This window comes from Mycobacterium sp. Aquia_216, from assembly GCF_026723865.1.
Taxonomy (GTDB): Bacteria; Actinomycetota; Actinomycetes; order Mycobacteriales; family Mycobacteriaceae; genus Mycobacterium.
The window spans coordinates 4,773,192-4,792,272 of the sequence record NZ_CP113529.1 but is presented as its reverse complement, the minus strand read 5'-3'; the positions used below and the strand labels follow the sequence as shown (position 1 = coordinate 4,792,272).

General features: G+C 66.1%; 15 protein-coding genes and 1 tRNA gene. 12 read left to right on the top strand and 4 right to left on the bottom strand.

Annotation, left to right across the window (positions count from 1 at the left end; translation table 11 throughout):
* The first annotated feature begins 55 nt into the window (after positions 1–55).
* The 3 genes from OK015_RS22320 to mbtN are packed head-to-tail and all read left to right on the top strand — an operon-like array spanning position 56 to position 3,046.
* Entirely contained in the window at positions 56–307 is a 252-nt protein-coding gene (locus OK015_RS22320; RefSeq protein ID WP_268126181.1) for an acyl carrier protein, read from the top strand.
* Positions 304–1,875 (top strand): long-chain-fatty acid--ACP ligase MbtM, encoded by a 1,572-nt coding sequence (gene mbtM / locus OK015_RS22315; RefSeq protein WP_268126179.1) that lies wholly within the window; start codon positions 304–306, stop codon positions 1,873–1,875. The genes OK015_RS22320 and mbtM overlap by 4 nt, the downstream gene beginning before the upstream one ends.
* A 1-nt stretch (position 1,876) precedes the next feature.
* A complete protein-coding gene (gene mbtN / locus OK015_RS22310) occupies positions 1,877–3,046 on the top strand; it encodes a mycobactin biosynthesis acyl-ACP dehydrogenase MbtN (RefSeq protein ID WP_268126177.1) in 1,170 nt (389 codons plus the stop codon).
* On the opposite strand, the gene OK015_RS22305 is transcribed toward mbtN, so the two are convergent.
* On the bottom strand, positions 3,013–3,648 hold the full coding sequence (locus OK015_RS22305; protein WP_268126176.1) for a GNAT family N-acetyltransferase: 636 nt from the start codon (positions 3,646–3,648) through the stop codon (positions 3,013–3,015). The two genes, mbtN and OK015_RS22305, sit on opposite strands and share 34 nt — an antisense overlap.
* A 306-nt stretch (positions 3,649–3,954) precedes the next feature.
* Between OK015_RS22305 and OK015_RS22300 the strand changes: the two genes are divergently transcribed.
* The 4 genes from OK015_RS22300 to OK015_RS22285 all read left to right on the top strand — a co-directional run bounded on the left by OK015_RS22300 (position 3,955) and on the right by OK015_RS22285 (position 9,685).
* Positions 3,955–4,036 (top strand) — tRNA-Leu (locus tag OK015_RS22300).
* A gap of 135 nt (positions 4,037–4,171) precedes the next feature.
* The gene (locus OK015_RS22295; RefSeq protein WP_268126175.1) at positions 4,172–6,793 is read left to right on the top strand and encodes an ABC transporter ATP-binding protein/permease; all 2,622 of its coding nucleotides are present in this window, start codon (positions 4,172–4,174) and stop codon (positions 6,791–6,793) included.
* On the top strand, positions 6,790–8,529 hold the full coding sequence (locus tag OK015_RS22290) for an ABC transporter ATP-binding protein (RefSeq protein WP_268126174.1): 1,740 nt from the start codon (positions 6,790–6,792) through the stop codon (positions 8,527–8,529). The genes OK015_RS22295 and OK015_RS22290 overlap by 4 nt, the downstream gene beginning before the upstream one ends.
* Before the next feature lie 79 nt (positions 8,530–8,608).
* Positions 8,609–9,685 carry a phosphotransferase family protein gene (locus tag OK015_RS22285; RefSeq protein ID WP_268126173.1) on the top strand — a complete coding sequence of 359 codons (1,077 nt, stop codon included), beginning with the start codon at positions 8,609–8,611 and terminating at the stop codon, positions 9,683–9,685.
* 6 nt (positions 9,686–9,691) lie between these two features.
* Here OK015_RS22285 and OK015_RS22280 read toward each other — a convergent pair whose 3' ends face one another.
* The 3 genes from OK015_RS22280 to OK015_RS22270 form a co-directional block, all read right to left on the bottom strand.
* A complete protein-coding gene (locus tag OK015_RS22280) occupies positions 9,692–11,542 on the bottom strand; it encodes a fatty acyl-AMP ligase (RefSeq protein ID WP_268126172.1) in 1,851 nt (616 codons plus the stop codon).
* A gap of 275 nt (positions 11,543–11,817) precedes the next feature.
* Positions 11,818–12,639 carry a mycofactocin-coupled SDR family oxidoreductase gene (locus OK015_RS22275; RefSeq protein WP_268126171.1) on the bottom strand — a complete coding sequence of 274 codons (822 nt, stop codon included), beginning with the start codon at positions 12,637–12,639 and terminating at the stop codon, positions 11,818–11,820.
* A 63-nt stretch (positions 12,640–12,702) separates the two neighbouring features.
* Positions 12,703–13,875, bottom strand: a complete 1,173-nt coding sequence (locus OK015_RS22270; protein ID WP_268126170.1) for an acyl-CoA dehydrogenase family protein — start codon at positions 13,873–13,875, stop codon at positions 12,703–12,705.
* A 112-nt stretch (positions 13,876–13,987) separates the two neighbouring features.
* Here OK015_RS22270 and fabG point away from each other — a divergent pair, with 112 nt between their 5' ends.
* From fabG to OK015_RS22245, 5 genes are read left to right on the top strand one after another with little or no spacing between them, the layout of a single operon-like run.
* On the top strand, positions 13,988–14,737 hold the full coding sequence (gene fabG, locus OK015_RS22265) for a 3-oxoacyl-ACP reductase FabG (RefSeq protein ID WP_268132989.1): 750 nt from the start codon (positions 13,988–13,990) through the stop codon (positions 14,735–14,737).
* Position 14,738: 1 nt separating this feature from the next.
* Entirely contained in the window at positions 14,739–15,962 is a 1,224-nt protein-coding gene (locus OK015_RS22260; RefSeq protein ID WP_442791148.1) for an acetyl-CoA C-acetyltransferase, read from the top strand.
* Position 15,963: 1 nt separating this feature from the next.
* Positions 15,964–17,148, top strand: coding sequence for a CoA transferase (locus tag OK015_RS22255; RefSeq protein WP_442791147.1), 1,185 nt, complete (start codon positions 15,964–15,966; stop codon positions 17,146–17,148).
* A gap of 11 nt (positions 17,149–17,159) precedes the next feature.
* Positions 17,160–18,353: an acyl-CoA dehydrogenase family protein gene (locus tag OK015_RS22250; RefSeq protein ID WP_268126166.1), complete on the top strand. Its 1,194-nt coding sequence runs from the start codon at positions 17,160–17,162 to the stop codon at positions 18,351–18,353.
* A 4-nt stretch (positions 18,354–18,357) separates the two neighbouring features.
* Positions 18,358–19,050: a GntR family transcriptional regulator gene (locus OK015_RS22245; protein ID WP_268126164.1), complete on the top strand. Its 693-nt coding sequence runs from the start codon at positions 18,358–18,360 to the stop codon at positions 19,048–19,050.
* The last annotated feature ends 31 nt before the right edge of the window (positions 19,051–19,081 follow it).

The following is a 19,081-nucleotide window of genomic DNA, read 5'->3' as shown; positions in this document are numbered from 1 at the left end:
TCATCGCGAGACCAAGGCTAGCCTAGCCTTAGTCTAACGTGTAAGGTCGCTCGCCATGGCCTCCTCATCTTCCGCGGTGACCACTGCGCTGCAAAGCATTCTGCGCGACGACCTCAACGTCGACATGACCCGGGTCACGCCCGAAGCCAGGTTGATCGACGATGTCGGACTGGACTCGGTGGCCTTTGCTGTCGGCATGGTCGCCATCGAGGAGCGGCTCGGCGTCGCGCTGTCCGAGGAAGAGCTCTTGACCTGCGACACCGTCGGCGATCTGGATGCGGCGATCGCGGCGAAAACGCGGCAATGAGCGAGCTCGCGGCAGCGATCACGCGGTCGATGCGGACCGCGAACTCCGAAATGGCCGTCTTCGACAAGGAGACCTCGCAGTGGCAACGGCGCACGTGGCCGGAAGTGCACGGGTTGGCCGAAGGAATTGCGGCCTGGCTGCTCGACCATGACCGACCCGCCGCGGTGGGTCTGGTCGGCGAACCGACCGTCGAGTTCATCGCCGCGATCCAGGGCACGTGGCTCACGGGCGCGGCCATCTCGATACTGCCGGGGCCGGTGCGTGGCGCCGACCTGCGACACTGGGCGGAATCGACGCTGGCGCGGTTTGCCGGCATCGGGGTGGGCGCCGTCCTGAGCCACGGCTCGCACCTCGAAAGTCTGCAAGCGGTAGCGCCCGCGAATATCGCCGTCGGCAACCTTGCGACCGCGGCGCGCACCAACCGCTCGGCATCGCTATCCCACGCCGAAACCACGGGCCCCGCGATTCTGCAAGGGACAGCGGGATCGACCGGATCGCCCAAAACCGCGATGATTTCGCCGGATGCGGTGCTGAGCAACATTCGCGGGCTCGATCAACGGTTTGGCTTCGACCCGTCGAACGACACTATTTGTTCCTGGCTGCCGCTCTTTCACGACATGGGACTCGCCTGCGTGCTCTCCGCGGTGCTGTCGGGGTTCCCCCTGTGGCTGGCCTCGCCGGCGGCGTTCTCCGCGTCGCCGTTCAATTGGCTGAAGTGGCTGTCGGAAAGCCGTGCGACATTGACCGCCGCGCCCAATTTGGCCTACAACATCCTCGGTAAGTACGCGTCGCTGGTATCCGATGTCGATCTGGGTGCACTGCGGGTGGCGCTCAACGGCGGCGAGCCGGTGGACTGCGAAGGGTTCCAGCGGTTCGCAGATGCCATGGCGCCGTTCGGCTTTGATGCAGGAGCGCCTGCGCCGTCGTACGGGCTCGCCGAGTCCACCTGCGCGGTAGCCATACCGAAGGCCGGCACGGGGTTGCGATTCGCCACCGTCTCCGACGCCAGCGGTTCACACAGATACGCCGTCCTGGGCGATCCGATTCCCGGCATGCAGATCCGGGTGCTCAGCAGCGATCGCTACTCCGAGACGACCGACCGCGAGATCGGCGAGATCGAGATTCGCGGTACGTCGATGATGGACGGTTACCTGGGACATCCGCCCATCGATCGCGAGGACTGGTTCCCGACAGGCGATTTGGGCTTTTTCGACGACGGCGGCCTCGTCGTGTGCGGTCGAGCCAAGGAAGTCATTTCGATTGCCGGACGCAACATCTTCCCGACGGAGATCGAGCTGATCGCGGCCCAAGTCAGCGGTGTGCGCGAAGGCTGCGTGGTTGCCCTGGGCACCGGCGAGCGGACCGCGCGGCCCGGCCTGGTCGTCGCGGCCGAGTTCCGTGGCGACAACCAGACGCAGGCCCGCACCGAAGTGATTCAGCGCATTGCGTCGGTGTGTGGAATCGTGCCGGCCGACGTGGTCTTGATGTCGCCGGGGTCGCTGCCGCGCACCTCCTCGGGCAAATTGCGCCGGCTGGAAGTGCGGCGAACACTCGAGCTGGTGGACTGACATGACTACGACAAGCCAAACCGTGTTCGATCCGGATTATCGTGCGCTGCTGGCCAAGGCATTCGACGACCGCGTCACCGAGTGGACGGCCGAAGCCGAGGCGCAGCAACGCTTTCCGCGCAAGCTGATCGAGCATCTGGGGGCAAGCGGTGTCTTCACCGCCAAGTGGACTGACCAAGCCCAGCCCGATGTCAACAAGCTCGTGGAGCTCGCTCTCGCGTTGGGACACCTGGCCTCCGCCGGTATCGGAGTGGGTGTCAGCCTGCACGATTCGGCCATCGCGGTGCTGCGCCGGTTCGGTAAGTCGGACTACCTGAAAGACATCTGCGAGAAGGCGATTCGCGGCGAGGCGGTGCTCTGCATCGGTGCCTCGGAAGAATCCGGCGGATCGGATCTACAGATCGTCGAGACCGAGGTTCGGTCGCGTGACGGCGGTTTCGAAGTCCGCGGCATCAAGAAGTTCGTATCACTTTCTCCGATCGCCGACCACATCATGGTCGTAGCGCGCAGCGTCGACCACGACGCGTCCAGCCGGCACGGCAACGTCGTGGTGGTGGCGGTGCCGACCACCCATGTCAACGTGCAGCAGCCCTACGACAAGGTGGGTGCGGGGCCGCTGGACACCGCGGCTGTCCACATCGATACCTGGGTTCCGGCCGACGCAATGGTAGCTCGGGCCGGCACCGGGCTGGCAGCGATCAGTTGGGGATTGGCGCACGAGCGGATGTCGATTGCCGGTCAGATCGCGGCCTCATGTCAGCGGGTGATCGGAATTACCTTGGCCCGCATGATGACTCGGCGTCAGTTCGGCAACACGCTGTTCGAGCACCAGGCGTTGCGGCTGCGGATGGCGGACCTGCAGGCACGAGTCGATCAGCTGCGTTACGCGCTGCATGGCATCGCTGCCCAGGGGCGGCTGGATCTGCGTGCTGCCGCGGGCATCAAGGTCACCGCGGCTCGCCTCGGCGAAGAAGTCATCGGCGAGTGTATGCACATCTTCGGTGGGTCGGGTTATCTCGTCGACGAAACACCCCTTGGCAGGGTATGGCGAGACATGAAGCTGGCCCGGGTCGGCGGCGGCACCGACGAAGTCCTCTGGGAATTGGTGGCGGCCGGCATGAAAGCCGACCACGCCGGCTACGAGGACTGGGTAGGACGCTCCAACGCGTAGAGCACCATGCGCCGATTTGGCGCGTCGTGTTCACCGAGTGAACGGCAACCGACGTACTCGCACAGGCGGCGGACGGTGGTGTTGCGGTGATCGGGGTCGAACATGATCCGGCCGCAGCGCGGTTCCTGCGCGAACACGCTGGTCATGATGCGCGGCAGAAGTCGCGGGCCGAAGCCGCGGTTGACCAGGGCCAGATCCGCGATGGCCGCGTGTAAACCCACGTCATAGGGCTGGGCGTCGTAGTGATGCGAGATCATATCCTTTGCTGCCCAATAGATCTCGAGGTATGCGCACTCTTCGCCGCGCAGAGTTCCGATCAACGGCAGCGAATAGGTCCCCTCGAGCTGCGCGTCGATGTGCTGACGCCAGCGGCACGCCGGCCAGGCGTACTCCCACGCCTCGGCGAGATGCGGGCGGTTCATCCACTCCGACACCATCTCCGCGTCGTCGCTTACCGCGGCACGCAGCGAATATGGGGGCTCCAGCACGGGGACCGGAAGCCGGCCGATGCGCCGTACCCCTTCGGGTAGGTCCTTGCGCTCTCGCTTCAGTACCTGCGTCGACGGGTCGTCGGTCTGGGTGCGTGGGGCGGCTCCGTTCATCGTTTGCTGAGCTTACCCGAGCATGATTTCTGGGTTAGGTTAGGCATGCCAAATTCGCGGTCGAGTGTGCGTTACCCAGGGCACGTGCTAGATCGCGCCTACCAGCCGCGTCGCGTGTGCGTGTTTGGCGTTCAGTGTGCGCCGAGGGTGGTGACACGCCGATTCCAAGCCGCCGCGACGCACACTCGAATCCCTGAGCACACCTGAATAGCGCTGTCCTACTAGCCTGCCCACGCAATGCACCCGCCTTTGGCCGCTGAGTGTGGCATTTGCTCGGCCGCGGGGCGGTAAGATCGCTAGGCCCAGGCGCGAGTGGCGGAATTGGTAGACGCGCTGGATTTAGGTTCCAGTGTCTTCGGACGTGGGGGTTCGAGTCCCCCCTTGCGCACTCCGGCGTTTCAGCCGCGTATCCGTGCACCCGACCACCGCGCCTCGACCGGGCCGCCGAGGGTACTATGGTAAGGCAACCCTTAGTTTTCGGGTAATTTGGCGTGGCGGAGCTCGCCGCGGGAGAGGACCGCCGATGGCACGCGGGTTCCAGGGCGCGATACTGCGGGGTTTCGGCGCGCGCGATCACACCGCGACAGTGCTCGAAACCGTGCAGATCGCACCACATTTCGTGCGGATCCGGATGGAGTCGGCCACCCTTTTCGAAGACGCGGAGGCCGAGCCCGCCGCGTGGCTGCGGTTCTGGTTTCCGGACCCGGACGGGTCGAGTACCGAATTCCAGCGGGCCTACACGATCTCCGAGGCCGACGTCCCCGCCGGCCGTTTCGCGGTCGATGTCGTGCTGCACGATCCCGCCGGTCCGGCGTCGAAGTGGGCGCGCACCGTCGAGCCAGGCGCCACCATCGCGGTCATGTCGCTGATGGGCTCGTCGCGGTTCGACACACCCGACGAGCAGCCGGCCGGCTACCTGCTGATCGGTGACTCGGCGTCGATCCCGGGGATGAACGGAATCATCGGGACGGTTCCCGACGACGTGCCTATCGAGATGTACCTCGAGCAGCACGACGCCAACGACACGGCGATCCCGATCGCGCAGCATCCCCGGCTGCGGGTGCACTGGGTCGCCCGCCGTGACGAGAAAGCGTTGGCCGACGCCATCGAGACCCGGGATTGGTCGAATTGGTATGCCTGGGCGACACCCGAGGCCACCACGCTGAAAAATGTGCGCAAGCGGCTGAAGGAAGCGTTCGGCTTCCCCAAGTCCGAGGTGCATGCGCAGGCGTATTGGAGCGCCGGGCGCGAGATGGGCACCACCCGCGGTGGGGAGACGGACGCCGCCCCGGCACCCACCGATGATGGAGTGCTGGAAAGCGTTGCGGCCCGGCCTGAGACACCGCCCGTCGCCGCCGCCGACGGGTCTGCCCCGGCGAACCGCGGTAGTTGGCGCGCGCAGGCCGCCGGCCGGTTGCTCGGGCCGCTGCGCTCGGCGCTGATCGTCTCCGGCGTGCTGCAAGCCTTGATCACGCTCGTGCAGCTCGCGCCGTTCGTGCTGCTGGTCGAGTTGGCCCGGCTCCTGCTGTCGGGCGCCGACGCGTCGCGATTGTGGGACGTCGGAATCGCCGCCGTTTCGCTGCTGGGTTTGGGCACCGTGCTCGGTGCCGCTCTCACGCTCTGGCTGCATGTCATCGACGCGCGATTCGCCAGCGATCTGCGCTCGCGGTTGTTGACCAAGATGTCCCGGCTGCCGCTGGGCTGGTTCACCGAGCGCGGGTCCGGCTCGATCAAGCAACTGGTGACCGACGACACGCTGTCACTGCACTACCTGGTCACCCATGCGATTCCGGACGCGGTCAACGCGGTCGTCGCACCGGTTGCGGTGCTGGTCTATCTGTTTGCCGTCGACTGGCGGGTGGCACTGGTCCTGTTCGGGCCGGTGCTGGTCTATCTGGTGATGACGTCGTCGTTGACGATTCAATCCGGCCCGAAGATTGTGCAGGCGCAGCGCTGGGCCGAACGGATGAACACCGAGGCCGGCGCCTACCTGGAGGGCCAGCCCGTGATCCGCGTCTTCGGCGGCGCGGCGGCCTCGAGTTTCCGGCGCCGGTTGGACGAGTACGTCGGATTCCTGGTCGGCTGGCAGCGCCCGCTGGCCGGCAAGAAGACCGCGATGGATCTGGCCACCCGCCCGTCCACCTTCCTGTGGCTGATCTCGGTGATCGGCACCTTGCTGGTCGTCACGCACCGGATGGATCCGGTCAACCTGCTGCCGTTCTTGCTGCTGGGCACCACGTTCGGTGTCCGACTGCTAGGCATCGCCTACGGACTCGGCGGCATCCGCACCGGAATGATCGCCGCTCGGCGTCTCCAAATCGCGCTCGACGAACAGGATCTCGCGGTGCAAGAGCAGCCGGGCGCCGTTGCCGGCGACGCGGCGGCCACGGTGGTGTTCGACCGGGTTGGCTTCAGTTACCGCCCCGGGGTGCCGGTGATCGAGGACGTATCTCTGGAACTGCGGCCGGGTACGGTTACCGCGCTGGTCGGGCCGTCCGGATCCGGAAAGTCGACACTCGCGGCGCTGCTGGCTCGCTTCCACGACGTCGAGCACGGTGCGATACGTGTTGGGGGACAAGATATCCGGTCGTTAACGGCCGATGAGCTCTATACTCAGGTCGGCTTCGTGCTGCAGGAAACCCAGCTGGTGCACGGCACGGTTGCGGAGAACATCGCGTTGGCCGTCCCGGATGCCACCCCCGAACGAATCCAGGCCGCGGCCCGCGAGGCGCAAATCCATGACCGGGTGCTGCGGCTGCCGAACGGTTACGACACCATGCTGGGCGCGAACGCCGCGCTATCGGGTGGTGAGCGTCAACGCCTCACCATCGCGCGCGCGATCCTTGCCGACACCGGAGTCCTGATCCTCGACGAGGCGACTGCGTTCGCCGATCCAGAGTCGGAATACCTTGTGCAGCAAGCACTTAACCGGCTAACCCAGGATCGGACCGTCTTGGTGATCGCGCACCGGCTGCACACCGTCACCCGGGCCGACCAGATCGTCGTGCTCGATCACGGTCGGGTAGCAGAACGTGGCACGCACGAGGAGTTGCTCGCCGCCGACGGACGGTATCGCCGGTTGTGGGATACGGGCCAGGGCAATCCGGTGGCCGTCACCGGGGCGGCGCAGGAGGGCGCGCGGTGATTCGCACCTGGATAAGCCTTGTTCCGGCGGATCGCCGTGCGAAGGTGCGCGCCTACGCCGCGCTCGCGTTCGTTGCGGTCGTCGTGCGCGCGGTCGGCGCGGTATTGCTCGTCCCTCTGGTGGGGGCGTTGTTCAGTGACGCGCCACAGCGCGCGTTGGCGTGGCTGGGCTGGCTAACCGCGGCGACCGTGACCGGATGGATCGTCGATGCCATGACCGCGCGGATCGGCTTCGATCTGGGTTTCGCGGTGCTCGACCACTCGCAGCATGACGTGGCGGACCGGCTTCCGGGCGTTCGGCTGGATTGGTTCACCGCCGACAACACCGCGATGGCCCGCCAGGCGATCGCGGCAACCGGGCCAGAACTCGTCGGCCTGGTAGTCAACCTGCTGACGCCGTTGACCACGGCAATTCTGCTGCCCGCGGTCATCGCCGTGGCCCTGGTGCCCATCTCCTGGCAGCTCGGAGTGGCGGCGCTGGCCGGGGTGCCCTTGTTACTCGGGGCGCTGTGGGCCTCGCTGCGCCTGACGCGTCGCGCCGACGCGGCGGCAGGCGACGCCAATACCGCGTTGACCGAACGGATCATCGAGTTCGCCCGGACGCAACAGGCGCTGCGGGCCGCGCGGCGGGTCGAGCCGGCTCGCAGCCTGGTGGGCTCCGCCCTGGCGGCGCAGCACAGCGCGACGATGCGGCTGCTCGGCATGCAGATCCCGGGCCAGCTGTTGTTCAGCGTTGCCAGTCAGCTGGCGCTGATCGCCCTGGCCGGCGCCACCACGGTGCTGACCATGCATGGCACGCTCACGGTTGCCGAGGCGGTCGCCCTGATCGTCGTGATCGCCCGCTACCTCGAACCGTTCACCACCGTCAGCGAGCTGGCGCCGGCGCTGGAGAGCACCCGCGCCACACTCGATCGCATCCGTGGCGTGCTCATCGCGCCGGCCGTGGCGGCCGGGACCGGTGGTGTGCCCGATACCGCGGGCGCCGCACACATCGAATTCGATGACGTCGCCTTCGGCTACGACGGCGCGAGCACGCCGGTGCTCGACGGGGTCAGCTTCGCGTTGCAGCCGGGGACCACGACGGCGATCGTCGGGCCGTCGGGCTCCGGCAAGAGCACAATCCTGGCGCTGATCGCCGGATTGCACCAACCGACCCGCGGTCGCGTGGTCATCGATGGCGCCGACGCCGCGACGCTGAACGCGGAGGCGCGCCGCGCGGTCAGCAGCGTCGTCTTCCAGCACCCGTACCTGTTCCATGGGACGATCCGCGACAACGTATTCGCCGGAAACCCCACCGCCGGCGACGACCAATTCGGCCGGGCCGTCGCGCTGGCGCGAGTCGACGAGCTGATCGGCCGGTTGCCGGACGGCGCCGACACCGTCGTCGGCGAGGCCGGCTCGGCGTTGTCCGGCGGCGAGCGGCAACGGGTCAGCATCGCGCGGGCGCTGCTGAAGGAAGCTCCCGTGCTACTGGTCGACGAGGCGACCAGCGCCCTGGACACCGAGAACGAGGTTGCGGTGGTCGACGCGCTCACCGCTGACCCGCAAGCGCGCACCCGCGTGATCGTGGCGCATCGGTTGGCGAGCATCCGCCACGCCGATCGCGTTCTCTTCGTCGACAACGGGCGAGTGATCGAGGACGGGTCGATCGACGAATTACTCGCTGCGGGTGGCCGATTCAGTGAATTCTGGCGACAGCAGCATGAGGCTGCCGATTGGCACATCGCCGCCGAATAGGCCACGGCGGTCGACTCCTGCCGTATGCCTTACAGTTGATCAGTCAGTCCGCTGGTCGAGTCCTGGAGGCGTGGTTGCTATGAGTGCTGTGGTGTCGATTCCGCGGTACCCCGGCGACGTGACACCAGCATGGTTATCCACAGCGCTCAGCGAACGCCACCCGCCGGTCGAGGTGTCGAACGTCGACGTGGTGGCCATCGGCACGGGCCAGACCGGGGCGACCTACCGCGTGACGGCCCAATATGCCTCGGACCCGGGCGATCTGCCAAAGACTTTCGTGATCAAGCTGCCCGCTGCGGACGACACCGTGCGCGACCGCGTGGTGATCGGCTACCGCAGCGAATGCGCGTTCTACACCGCGGTGGCCGACCGGGTACGGGTGCCGACGCCGAGTTGCTTCTACTGCGAGATCACCGACGACGCCATGGAATACGCGCTTCTGCTCGCCGATCAAGCGCCCGCGGTGCAAGGCGACCAGATCGCGGGGTGCGGCGAGCAGGAGGCGCGGCTCTCGGTGGCGGCGTTGGCCGGTCTGCATGGGCCCAGCTGGTGCGACCCCTTCTGGCTGGATCTGCCCGGTCTGGCGTTTCCCCGCCCGGACGAGGCCGGCGCCAAGGGCCTCGGTGAGGTGGCCAAGATGAGCGCTGACATCACCATGGAAAAGCTGGGCGACCGAATGAGCGCCGAAGACCGCGAGACATTCACCGCGACAATGGATTTGGTGACGCCGTGGCTGTTCGCCGAGCGGGATCGGTTCGCGCTGCTGCATGGTGACTATCGACTCGACAACCTGTTGTTCGACCCGGCGCACGGCTGGGTGAGCGTGGTCGACTGGCAGACGCTCGGCGTGGGTCTGCCGGCCCGGGATCTCGCGTATTTCACCGCAACGAGCCTGAATTCGGAGCTGCGGTCGGCACTCGAGGAGGACCTTGTCGGCGAATATCATCAAGCGTTGCTGGGTTATGGCGTTACCGGCTACGACCGCGAAACATGTTGGCGCGATTACCGTCTCGGGATGCCGCAGGCGCTGCTGATCTCCGCTCTGGGATTCGCCTTCGCCACCGCCACCGAACGCGGCGACGACATGGTGCTTGCCATGCTCGGTCGCGGCTGTCGGGCCGTGCGTGAGCTGGGGACCCTGGAACTGCTCAGTTGAGCCCGGTTATCGGCTGAACCGGCCTTCGAGGTAGGCGGCCCGGCACGCGTTACGGGCGAGTTTGCCGCTAGTGGTGCGGGGAATCATGCCGGCGGCGACGAGCCGGATGTCGGCGACCCGGACCTGATGCTCGCGGGATACCGCTGCGCGCACGGCCGCGGCGATCGCGTCGGGATCCGCGCGCCCGACACCCGCGGCGCGTTCGGCGACGACGACAAGCTGCTCCGCGGAACCGCCGTCCTGGGAGTCGGCCGGAACCGCGAACGCGGCCACGTAGCCGGTGCGGATGGCCGGTGAGGAATGACTGACCGTGGTTTCGATGTCGTGCGGGTAGTGGTTGCGACCGTCGATGATGACGAGGTCTTTGATGCGTCCGGTCAAGTAGAGCTCACCGTCGATGTGCACGCCGAGATCGCCGGTGGCCAACCAGTAGCAGTTGTCCGGGGCGCCCTCGGCATGGCTGCCCCGCTCCAGCCGGGACTGCAGCTTGTTGCCGAACGTGCGTTGTGATTCTTCGTCGCGTCCGAAGTAGCCCCGGGCAATGTTGTTGCCGTGCAGCCAGATTTCCCCGACCGTGCCGTCCGGCACCTCGGCACCGTCCGGGCTGGCGATCACCGCCCAGAGGTCACGGAACGGGCGGCCGCAGGACACGTAGGCGACCGCGCCGTCGGCGTCCGGGTCGACGATCACCGCGTGCCCGTCGGCAAGTTGAACACGGTCGAGGAAGACGGCGTGGGCCGCCGCGTCCAGCGCGGTCATGGACACGCCCAGTGTCGCCTCCGCCATCCCGTAGGCCGGTTTGACCGCCGTCGCGGGAAGGCCGTAGGGGGCGAACGCCTCCGTGAATTTCTCGATTGCCGACATGGTCACCGGCTCCGAGCCGTTGAGCAGCCCGACCACGTTGCGTAAGTCAATGTTGACGCCGTCGGGCGGAAGCCCCCGCTCGGCGGTCAACTCGTACGCGAAGTTGGGTGCGGCCGCAAATGTCGGGCCGTTGGCGGCTTCCGCGCTCAATCCTTTGATCCACCGGAAGGGTCGGCGGACGAATGCCATGGGATCCAGCAGTGTGAGGTATTCGCCGCCGCACAACGCCGGGAACATGATCATGATCAATCCCATGTCGTGGTAGAGCGGCAACCAGCTGACGCTGTGGGTGTTTCGGTGCAGGTTGGCGCCCAGGATCATCTGCAGCACATTGGTGATCACGGCGCGATGCGTGACCTCCACACCGGCCGGGCTGCGCGTCGACCCCGAGGTGTACTGCAGATACGCAGTATCGTCCGTGCCGATGGTCGGCTCGGTGAACATGGCGGCCAGCGACGCCGGGATCGCGTCGACCGCGATCAGGCGTGGCCGTCCGGCCACCGGATGTGCACGCAGCGACGCCCGCACGGACTCGGCCGCCGCGGTGGTCGTCAACACCACGGCGGGCCGCGCGTCGGCCAGCACCGCCGTCAACCGCTCGGTGTGACCGGCCAGGGTCGGCGCAAACAATGGAACCGCGATGTTGCCGGCGTGGACGGCGGCGAAGAACGACGCCACATATTCAAGGCCCTGTGGCGCCAGGATCGCGACGCGGTCTCCGGGCTTGGCGACTTGCTGGAGACGGGCGCCGATGGCTCGCACCTGGGTCCACAGCTCATTCCAGCTCAGTTCGACGACGCGTCCGTCCTGCTCTTTCGCGTAATCGACGAAGCGGTATGACGGACGGTCACCGAATGCTGCCCGGTTTTGGTCGAAGAACGAGGTCAGGGTCAAACCGTCAGGCAAGACGATGGTGCCGTCGGCGAGGACGTAATCATTGATGTCAGCCGCTAGTGGCTTAACAGCGTCTATCGACAGATGGGGCCGTCCCATGTTGAGAGAATAAGAGTGTTACTTAGTGTTTTGTTCAACCGGGTGGGTGTGTCGGCCACGACGTTCAATAACGATGCGATGTAGATCACATCACGCTAGCGCAATGCTCAGCGGATCCGGTCGGCTAAATGTCCCTGCGTGAGCCCATGTCTGCGTGAAATGCGTTGGCGCGACTGGCCGCTCGGGATGGCGCCGCGGGTGCCATCGTCCGCCCGCGGATTCCTTCGACAACGGCCGTTGGCGCATTGCCAAATTTCAACGGAACGGGGCACGCGTCAGTATTGGCTGGACCCCTGGTCCACCCGGATCTGGGCCGCGGTGACCTTACGCGACTCGTCACTGGCCAGCCAGCACACGGCGTCGGCGATTTCTTCCGGCTCGGCGACCCAATCGGGCAGAAACGGCGTGAGAACGTGCGCCAGCTGGGGGTTGGTTTCCATGGCTCTGGCGACCGCCTCGACCATGTCACCGGATCCCATCTGCGTGTTCACCGGGCCGGGGTGGACACTGTTGACCCGGATCGAGTGCTTGCCCAGTTCGGCGGCGAAGGCCCGGGCCAGCCCGGTGACCGCGTGCTTGCTGGCGGTGTAGTGCACCATGAACGGCTGCTGTTTCGCGCCGGCCGCCGAGCTGATCAGAATGATCGAGCCGCCGCGACCGCCTTCGATGATCTTGTCCGCGCCGGCCATCACGGTGTTCCAGGTGCCTGTCACGTTGATGTCCAGCACGTCGCCGAAGTTTTCGGGCGTGATCTCGTTCCAGGGCTGCGGAGCCGCAATGCCGGCGTTGGCCACGATGATGTCAAGACGTCCCAGTTCGGCGACTCCGTCGTCGACGGCCGCGCGGAGTGCTTCCAGGTCGCGGGTGTCGGCAACCGAGGCGACGATGCGGCGGCTTGTTTGTTCGACCAGGCGAACGGTTTCGGCGAGATCTTCCTCCGTCGCCGGGTCGTAGGGAACGCAGGACGGGAGCTTGCCGGCAATGTCGACGGCGATGATATCGGCGCCTTCCCGGGCCATCCGGACCGCGTGGGCGCGGCCCTGGCCGCGCGCCGCTCCGGTGATGAAAGCCACTCGCCCCTCAAGCCTGCGTGCCATCAGTGCTCCTCCCTTGTGGTCGCCCGAGTGCCCTCGCCGCGGACAGTAACAGGCAGGGCCCTGTCACTTCTGCGCCGCCCGCACGAGGTTCGAACCGATGATCAGACGCTGGATCTCGCTGGTGCCCTCGTACAGCCGCAGCAGACGCACGTCACGGTAGATGCGCTCGACGGCAACGCCACGCATGTAACCGCTGCCGCCGTGAACCTGGACCGCGAGATCGGCGACATTGCCCGCCATTTCGGTGCAGAAGACCTTCGCGGCCGACGGCGCAATTCTGCGGTCCTCGCCTAAGACCCACAGCCGTGCGGCATCGCGCACCAGCGCGCGGCCGGCCATCACGCCGGTCTGCTGGTCGGCCAGCATCGCCTGGACCAACTGGAAGTCGCCAATCGGCGTCCCACCCTGGGTCGCGGTGGCGGCATACCCGACGGATTCGTCAAGGGCGCGCGCCGCTATGCCCACCGCCAGCGCGGCGATGTGGACTCGCCCGCGTGCCAGCGAGGTCATCGCGGCCCGATAGCCGACGTCTTCGCTGCCGCCGACGAGCGCATCGGATCCGACGCGGACGTCGGTGAAGTTCACGTCGGCCGTCCACGCGCCTTCCTGGCCCATCTTGGCGTCCTTGGCGCCCACCTCGACGCCGGCGGTGTCCGCGGGAATCAGGAAGACGGCGATCCCCGGGCCCTTGTCGTCGGCGGGCCGGGTGCGCGCGAACACCACGAACAGATCGGCGACGGGTGCGTTGGTGATGAAGCGTTTCTGGCCGGAAATCACCCAATCGCTATTGGCTCGACCGGCTTTGGTCCGCAAGCCGGCTGGGTTGGATCCGGCGCCGGGTTCGGTCAACGCGAAGGAGGCGACGACGTCGCCGGATGCGATTGACTCCAGCCAGCGGGATTTCTGTTCGTCGGTGCCGAACCCGACCAGGACCTGCCCGGCGATGCCGTTGTTGGTGCCGAACATCGAACGCAGTGCCGGCGACGTGTAACCCAACTCCATGGCCATCTCGACGTCTTGCATCAGGTTGAGGCCGAGGCCACCCCATTCCTGGGGTATCGCATAGCCGAACAGCCCCATCTTCTTGGCCTCGTCGCGCAGGTCGTCGGGGACGCGATCCTCGTCGAGGATCTCCTGCTCGCGTGGAACAACCGCGCTGCGAACGAATTGCCTTGTCTGAGCGAGGATCTCGCGAAAGTCTTCGTCAGATACTGCCACGGATTCAGCGATGGCCATTGGCTGCGCACTCCTCTCCGGCGCCGGGACACCCCGGTCCAGGGCTGGATCCTATATCAAATATGATATTTGCTCGGACGTGCCCAGTGGTAGCGATAACAGTGAGGGATGTGTGATCCAGGTGTCGTTGTTGACAGGTCAGACGGCGGTAATCACAGGCGGAGCGCAAGGCCTGGGTCTGGCCATCGCGGAGCGTTTTGTCGCCGAGGGGGCGCGAGTTGTGCTGGGCGACGTCAACCTCGAGGAAACCCAGGTCGCGGCCAAGCAGCTGGGCGGTGACGACGTCGCGGTCGCGGTCCGATGCGATGTCACTAAGGCGTCCGAGGTCGAAACCCTGATCCAGACCGCGGTCGAGCGTTTCGGCGGCCTGGACATCATGGTCAACAACGCCGGGATCACCCGCGACGCGACGATGCGCAAGATGACCGAGGAGCAGTTCGATCAGGTCATTGCCGTGCATCTGAAGGGGACCTGGAACGGCATCCGGCTGGCCGCGGCGATCATGCGGGAAAACAAGCGCGGCGCGATCATCAACATGTCCTCGGTGTCGGGCAAGGTCGGCATGGTCGGCCAGACCAACTACTCGGCGGCCAAGGCCGGCATCGTCGGTATGACCAAGGCGGCCGCCAAGGAGCTGGCCTATCTGGGAGTGCGGGTGAACGCGATCGCTCCCGGTTTGATCCGATCCGCCATGACAGAGGCGATGCCGCAACGCATTTGGGATTCCAAGGTTGCCGAGGTGCCGATGGGCCGGGCCGGGGAGCCCAGCGAGGTCGCCAGTGTGGCGCTGTTTTTGGCGTCCGATCTGTCGTCGTACATGACCGGCACCGTCATGGAAATCACCGGCGGCCGGCACCTCTGAGATGGGCGACACGATGCGTGAGGCCGTGATCTGTGAACCCGTCCGGACGCCGATCGGCCGTTACGGCGGAATGTTCAAGGAGCGCAGCGCCATCGATCTCGGGGTCACCGCGCTGAAAGGATTGCTGCAACGAACCGGGCTGGCGCCCGACGCCGTGCACGACGTGATCCTCGGCCACTGTTATCCGAACAGTGAGGCGCCGGCGATCGGGCGCGTGGTGGCGTTGGATGCCGGCTTGCCGGTGACAGTGCCGGGCATGCAGGTCGACCGCCGCTGCGGATCGGGCCTACAGGCAGTCATCCAAGCCTGTCTGCAGGTGGGAACCGGCGACCACGACCTCGTCGTCGCCGGGGGCTGCGAGAGCATGAGCAATGTCGCCTTCTACTCCACCGACATGCGTTGGGGCGGCGCCCGCCACGGCGTGCGGGTGCACGACGGGCTGGCGCGCGGACGCACGACTGCCGGCGGCCGTGGATACCCGGTTCCCGGCGGAATGCTCGAGACCGCCGAGAACCTGCGCCGCCAGTACGGCATTTCCCGGCGGGAGCAGGACGAGCTCGCGGTACGGTCGCATCAGCGCGCCGTGGCCGCGCAGAAGGACGGGATCCTGGCCTCGGAAATAATTCCAGTGATCATCCGGAACCGCAACGGCGAGGAACTGATCGACACCGACGAGCACCCCCGCGCCGACACGTCGGTGGATTCGCTCAGCAAGCTCAAACCAGTTCTGCTGAAAGATGATCCAGAGGCGACAGTGACGGCAGGCAACTCCAGCGGGCAGAACGACGCGGCATCCATGTGCCTGGTGACCACAGCGGAGAAGGCGGCGGAGTACGGTCTGACGCCGTTGGTTCGCCTGGTGTCGTGGGGGCTGGCCGGGGTGGCGCCCAAGATCATGGGTATCGGCCCGGTGCCCGCTACCGAGGCCGCGCTGGCCAAAGCGGGTTTGCGACTGTGCGACATCGACCTGATCGAGCTCAACGAAGCCTTTGCCGCCCAAGCCCTTGCGGTGACAAGGGAGTGGAATTTCGGCGCCGCCGACTTCGACCGAATCAACGTGCACGGCTCGGGAATCTCGCTCGGCCATCCGGTCGGTGCAACCGGCGGCAGGATGCTGGCCACCCTGGCGCGTGAGCTCAACCGTCGTCAGGCTCGCTACGGGTTGGAGACCATGTGCATCGGTGGCGGCCAGGGCCTGGCCGCGATCTTCGAACGGATTGCCTGACATGCAGCCGCTCAGCGGGATTACCGTCATCGAGATATCCAGCTTCGTCGCCGCACCACTGTGCGGTGTGACACTGAATCAGCTTGGCGCACAAGTGATCCGTATTGATCCGATCGGCGGCGCCTCGGACGTGAAGCGATGGCCGCTGGCCGCCGACGGCACGTCGATCTACTGGACCGGGCTGAACAAGGGGAAGCGTTCGGCGACCATTGACGTGCGCTCACCCGAGGGGCGAGAACTGGTCCAGCGGCTGGTCACCGAAGGCGACGGCATCGTCGTGACCAACGCGGTGTTGCCCTGGCTGAGTCATGATGAGTTGGCCGCCAAGCGTTCCGACGTCATCCATGTGCAGCTGCTCGGGCGCGGCGACGGGTCCACCGGGGTCGACTACACCGTCAACGCGGCCATTGGATATCCGCTGGTGACCGGACCGGCCGGCCAGGCGGGCCCGATCAACCACGTGCTGCCCGCCTGGGACGTGTGCTGCGGGCTATATGCGGCCCTGGCGGTTGTCTCGGCGGTGCACCGCCGAGAGCGGTCGGGTGAGGGCGCGCGGATCACCCTGGCGCTCGAGGATGTCGCGCTCGCCACGGCGGGAAACCTAGGATTGTTGACCGAGCCTCAGGTGACCGGAACCCAGCGCGAGCGCCTCGGCAACGCCATCTACGGCCAGTACGGCCAGGACTTCACCAGTTCCGACGGAGTGGCATTCATGGTGGTCCTGTTGACTCCCCGGCACTTTCGCGACATGGTCGGCGTGACCGGCACCGAGCCCGCGGTGGCAGCGCTGGCCGAGGCGCTGGGCGTGGACTTCAACGTCGAAGGCGACCGGTACCGGTACCGTGACGTGTTGTCCGGCCTATTCGCCGCCTGGTTCGCCGATCACACAGCCGGACAGGTCACCGCCGCGCTGTCGGAAACCACCGTGCTGTTCGAGCGATACCGCACCTTCGCGGAGGTCGTCGACGATCCGAAAGTGACTGACAACCCGTTGTTTTCGAAGTTGAACCAACCGGGTGTCGGTGAATACCTGGCCGCCGGCCTGCCGAGCGCGTTCGACGGGGTCCATCTCGCTAGCCAGGCCGCGCCGGCGTTGGGGCAGGACACCGCCGACGTCCTGACCCAGCGCCTGGGATTGACGTCCGCCGACATCGAGCGGCTGACGAGCGCCAAGACGATCGCCTGAAGGGACCGCGGATGACCAGACTCGCCCAGACCCTGGGGCTGACTGAGATTCAAACCGAGATCATCGCTACCGTGCGGCAATTCGTGGAGAAGGAAGTCATACCGCAGGCGGCCGAACTCGAACGCGCAGACACCTACCCGCAGGAGATCGTCGATCAGATGCGGGACATGGGTCTGTTCGGGCTGATGATTCCGGAGGAGTACGGCGGGCTGGGGGAGTCGCTGCTGACCTACGCCCTGTGCGTCGAAGAGCTGGCGCGCGGCTGGATGAGCGTGTCCGGCGTGCTCAATACGCACTTCATCGTGGCGTACATGCTGCGCCAGCACGGCACCGAGGAGCAAAAGCAGCGGTTCCTGTCCCGGATGGCAGCCGGCGAAACGCGCGGTGCCTTTTCGATGTCGGAGCCGGAGCTGGGTTCTGATGTGGCCGCGATCCGCACCCGGGCCCGACGCGATTCCGACGGCAACTACACGATCAACGGCCAGAAGATGTGGCTCACCAACGGCGGCAGTTCCACCCTGGTGGCGGTGCTGGTGCGAACCGACGAGGGTTCCGACAAGCCGCACCGCAACCTCACCGCCTTCCTTGTCGAAAAGCCCACAGGTTTCGGCGAAGTCGTTCCCGGCCTGCGAATTCCCGGCAAGATCGACAAGCTGGGCTACAAGGGCATCGACACGACCGAGATGATTTTCGATGGCTATGCGGCCAGCGCCGACGACGTTCTCGGCGGCGTCACCGGGCAGGGGTTCTTCCAGATGATGGACGGCATCGAGGTCGGTAGGGTCAATGTGTCGGCCCGTGCGTGCGGCGTCGGGATTCGGGCCTTCGAGCTCGCGGTGCGCTATGCGCAACAACGCGAGACGTTCGGCAAGCCGATCGCCGAACATCAGGCCATCGCCTTCCAGCTGGCTGAGATGGCGACCAAAGTCGAAGCGGCACACCTGATGATGGTCAACGCGGCGCGCCTGAAGGATTCGGGGGAGCGAAACGACGTCGCCGCCGGCATGGCGAAATACCTTGCCAGCGAATTCTGTTCGGAGGTCACCCAGCAGAGCTTCCGAATCCACGGTGGCTACGGCTATTCCAAGGAATACGAGATCGAGCGGCTGATGCGCGATGCGCCGTTCCTGCTGATCGGTGAGGGAACCAGCGAAATCCAGAAGAACATCATCAGCAAGCGGCTGCTCGCCGAATACCAGGTGTGATTCGATGAGCGTTCCGGATTTCGCTGCGCGGCCTCAACTTTCCGATGATGTCGCGCGCCTTATCCGCAGCAGGATCTTCGACGGCCGTTATGCCGCGGGGTCTTACGTCCGGCTGGACCAATTGGCCGCGGAATTGGGAATCAGTGTGACACCGGTGCGTGAGGCGTTGTTCGCGCTGCGAGCCGAGGGCTTGATCGCTCAGCAGCCGCATCGTGGGTTTGTGGTGTTGCCGGTGACGGGGCGCGACGTCACCGACGTGGCAAATGTGCAAGCGCACGTCGGGGGCGAGCTGGCCGCGCGGGCCGCGGTCAACATCACCCACGATCAGTTGCACGAGCTCAAGGAGATCCAGGCCCAACTCGAGGATGCCTACGCCGGCGACGACCAGGAGCGGACTGTTCGACTGAATCATGAGTTTCACCGAGCCATCAATGTGGCGGCGGACTCGCCGAAGCTCGCACAGTTGATGTCGCAGATCACCCGGTACGCACCCGAATCGGTGTTCCCCGCGATCGAGGGTTGGTCGAGCCAGTCGGTCGAGGACCATCGGCGGATTCTGGCCGCGCTCGAGATCCACGACGATGTGCTTGCGCGAGCTGCGATGTCGGAACATCTTGCCGCCGGGGCAGTTCCGTTGATCGATCACCTCGTCGCGCGGGGAGTGGTGGTCGAAACGGACCAGACGACGTCTGGGTGACACCGACGGGGATTGTCGCGGGGATCGACCT

What these genes read in the sequence shown, in the direction of transcription:
- OK015_RS22320 (WP_268126181.1), top strand. Translation starts at nt 56, where the DNA reads ATGGCCTCCTCATCTTCCGCGGTGACCACTGCGCTGCAAAGCATTCTG.
- mbtM (WP_268126179.1), top strand. Translation starts at nt 304, where the DNA reads ATGAGCGAGCTCGCGGCAGCGATCACGCGGTCGATGCGGACCGCGAAC.
- mbtN (WP_268126177.1), top strand. Translation starts at nt 1,877, where the DNA reads ATGACTACGACAAGCCAAACCGTGTTCGATCCGGATTATCGTGCGCTG.
- OK015_RS22305 (WP_268126176.1), bottom strand. Translation starts at nt 3,648, where the DNA reads ATGAACGGAGCCGCCCCACGCACCCAGACCGACGACCCGTCGACGCAG.
- OK015_RS22295 (WP_268126175.1), top strand. Translation starts at nt 4,172, where the DNA reads ATGGCACGCGGGTTCCAGGGCGCGATACTGCGGGGTTTCGGCGCGCGC.
- OK015_RS22285 (WP_268126173.1), top strand. Translation starts at nt 8,609, where the DNA reads ATGAGTGCTGTGGTGTCGATTCCGCGGTACCCCGGCGACGTGACACCA.
- OK015_RS22280 (WP_268126172.1), bottom strand. Translation starts at nt 11,542, where the DNA reads ATGGGACGGCCCCATCTGTCGATAGACGCTGTTAAGCCACTAGCGGCT.
- OK015_RS22275 (WP_268126171.1), bottom strand. Translation starts at nt 12,639, where the DNA reads ATGGCACGCAGGCTTGAGGGGCGAGTGGCTTTCATCACCGGAGCGGCG.
- OK015_RS22270 (WP_268126170.1), bottom strand. Translation starts at nt 13,875, where the DNA reads ATGGCCATCGCTGAATCCGTGGCAGTATCTGACGAAGACTTTCGCGAG.
- OK015_RS22260 (WP_442791148.1), top strand. Translation starts at nt 14,739, where the DNA reads ATGGGCGACACGATGCGTGAGGCCGTGATCTGTGAACCCGTCCGGACG.
- OK015_RS22255 (WP_442791147.1), top strand. Translation starts at nt 15,964, where the DNA reads ATGCAGCCGCTCAGCGGGATTACCGTCATCGAGATATCCAGCTTCGTC.
- OK015_RS22250 (WP_268126166.1), top strand. Translation starts at nt 17,160, where the DNA reads ATGACCAGACTCGCCCAGACCCTGGGGCTGACTGAGATTCAAACCGAG.
- OK015_RS22245 (WP_268126164.1), top strand. Translation starts at nt 18,358, where the DNA reads ATGAGCGTTCCGGATTTCGCTGCGCGGCCTCAACTTTCCGATGATGTC.